This is a genomic window from Actinomadura sp. 6K520, from assembly GCF_004349245.1.
In the GTDB taxonomy this organism is placed as follows: domain Bacteria; phylum Actinomycetota; class Actinomycetes; order Streptosporangiales; family Streptosporangiaceae; genus Spirillospora.
On record NZ_SMLC01000349.1, the window covers coordinates 1 to 2,801 of the forward strand.

At 70.3% G+C, this 2,801-nt stretch carries 2 protein-coding genes; both read left to right on the plus strand.

The genetic code is table 11. The features are described from left to right. The coding region (locus E1289_RS37130; protein ID WP_131988809.1) for a beta-ketoacyl reductase at nucleotides 1-2,152 on the plus strand (2,152 nt) is incomplete at its 5' end. Nucleotides 2,153-2,181: 29 nt separating this feature from the next. Beyond that, on the plus strand, nucleotides 2,182-2,801 hold a 620-nt coding region (locus E1289_RS37135; RefSeq protein WP_207929411.1), incomplete at its 3' end, for a beta-ketoacyl synthase N-terminal-like domain-containing protein.

A 2,801-nucleotide genomic window follows, 5' to 3' on the forward strand; every position in this document is an offset into this window, starting at 1 on the left:
CCCCATCGCCCTCACCACCGACACACCCGCCGACCAAGCCCACCTCCCCTTCACATGGCAAGGCGTCACCCTCCACGCCACCGGCGCCACCACACTCCACGTCGCCATCACCCCCACCCCCGGACAATCCACCAGCCTCACCATCACCGCCACCGACCCGGCAGGCCAGACCGTCGCCACCATCGACACCCTCACCCTGCGGCCCTTCTCCGGCCTGCCCAGCGCCCCCGCCCACGACGACCACCTCTACGCACTGAGCTGGCCGTCCCTCGCGCCGATCGAGCAGTCCGACTTCGACGGCTCTTGCGCCATTCTCGGCACGCATGATCCGGACTCCGCGGACGCACTCCGCGCCGCGCTCACCGTCCCCGCCCAGCTCTGCACCGATCTCGACGAGGTCTCGGAACTCTCCGACCCGCCTCCGGTGATCCTGGTCGCCTGTTCTGCCGCCGTGGCCGGCAGCGAGCCCGGCGTGGTCGACGGAGCCCATGCGCTGACCCGGCAGGTGCTGCGGCTGCTGCAGGAGTTCCTCACCGACGACCGCCTCGGCGGGAGCCGTCTGGTCCTGCTGACCACCAACGCGATCCCGGTTGCGGCCGACGACGTCGATCTCGCCCAGAGCCCGCTGTGGGGACTGGTCCGCAGCGTCCAGGCCGAGCACCCCGGACGCATCACGCTCATCGACCTGGACGACCCGCCTGCCGCGTATCGCATGCTCATGCCCGCGATCGGCGCCGCGCTGGACCGGGGCGAGCCCCATCTGGCCATTCGTGGCAGCGGCGTTCACGTACCGCGGCTGACGCGCCTGCCGGACGGTGTCGATGACGGTGGCGCCCCCGAGGCCCTCGCCCCCGGCGGTACGGTCCTGGTCACCGGCGGTACAGGCACTCTTGGCAGGCTGGTCGCCGAACATCTGGTCACCGCCCGCGGCGTCACCCACCTGCTCCTGGCCAGCCGCAGCGGACCCAACGCGCCCGAAGCCCAGGATTTGCGCCGTCACCTGGAAGAACTCGGCGCCCACGTCACCGTCACCGCATGCGACGCCGCCGACGCCGACCAGCTCGCCCGGCTTCTCGCAGGCATCCCTGAAGACCACCCCCTCACCGCGGTCATCCACGCGGCCGGGGTCGTCGACGACGCCATCGCCACCTCGCTGACCCCCGAACAGGTCGACAGGGTCTTCGCCCCCAAGGTCGACGCCGCCTGGAACCTGCACCACCAGACCCGCGGCCTCCCACTGAGCGCCTTCATCCTGTTCTCCTCCGCCGCCGCGACCTTCGGCCCTCCGGGAGTGGCCGGGTACGCGGCGGCCAATGCCTTCTTGGACGCCCTTGCCGCGTCCCGGCGGGCCGAGGGGCTGCCGGGCCAATCGATCGGATGGGGTTACTGGCAGCAGGACACCGGCATGACCGGGCACCTCACCGACACCGACCGCAACCGCCTGACCCGCAGTGGGATGACCCCCATCACCGACGAGCAGGGCCTGGCGCTCTTCGACGCCGCCGTCCGGTCGGCCCGCCCTCATCTGCTGGCCACCCCGATCAGCCTCCGCCGCCTGACCGGCTCGGCCCCGCCGCTGTTCGCGGCGCTCGTCCGGAGCGGCACCGCCCGGCCTACCGCGAACGCGAGCACCCGCACGACCGGCCTGGCCGACCAGCTTGCGGCACTCGCTCCCGACGAGCAGGACAAGCGCGTGCTGGAGCTGGTCCGGACCAACATCGCAGCGGTCCTGGCGCATGCCTCCCCGGAGGGCGTCGACACCAGCCGGCCCTTCAGCGAACTGGGCTTCGACTCCCTCACCGCGGTCGAGCTGCGCAACGGCCTGGCCGATGCCACCGGGCACCGCCTGCCCGCCACCCTCGTCTTCGACTACCCGACACCGCACGCCCTCGCCCGACACCTCAGATCCCAGCTCGTCCCCTCGGCGCCGCAGCTGGTCCTCCATCAGCTCGACACGCTGGAGCGCACGCTGGCCGCCATCACCGGGGAGGACGTCGCCGACGCGAAGATCACCAAGCGTCTGCAGGGCCTGCTGGCCAAGCTCAGCAAAGTGGATTCCCCGGCGGGGGAGACGACCATTCTCGACGATCTGCGATCGGCGACGAACGAGGAACTTTTCAAGCTGGTCGACGACGACCTCAACATCTCCTGAACAATCTGAGGGGCGACATCCCAATGGGAATGGAAGACACACTCCGCGATTACCTCACCCGCGTCATCGCCGAACTCCACCAGACGCGCCAGCGACTGCACGAGGCCGAATCGGAGGAAGCGGAGCCGATCGCGATCGTGGGGATGGGGTGCCGCTACCCCGGCGGCGTCACCACCCCGCAGCAACTATGGGAACTGGTCACCCAGGAACACGACGCCATCGGCGAATTCCCCACCAACCGCGGCTGGCCCCTCACCGACCTCTACCACCCCGACCCCGACCACCCCGGCACCACCTACACCCGCCACGGCGGCTTCCTGCACGACGCCGACCACTTCGACGCCGACTTCTTCGGCATGAGCCCCCGCGAAGCCCAAGCCACCGACCCCCAACAACGACTCCTCCTCGAAACCGCCTGGGAAACCATCGAAAACGCCCACATCGACCCCACCACCCTCCACGGCACCCGCACCGGCATCTTCACCGGCGTCATGTACGCCGACTACGCCGCCCGCCTCACCACCATCCCCACCCCCTACGAAGGACACCTCGGAAACGGCAGCGCCCCCAGCATCGCCTCCGGACGCCTGGCCTACACCCTCGGCCTCCAAGGACCCGCCCTCACCATCGACACCGCCTGCTCCTCCTC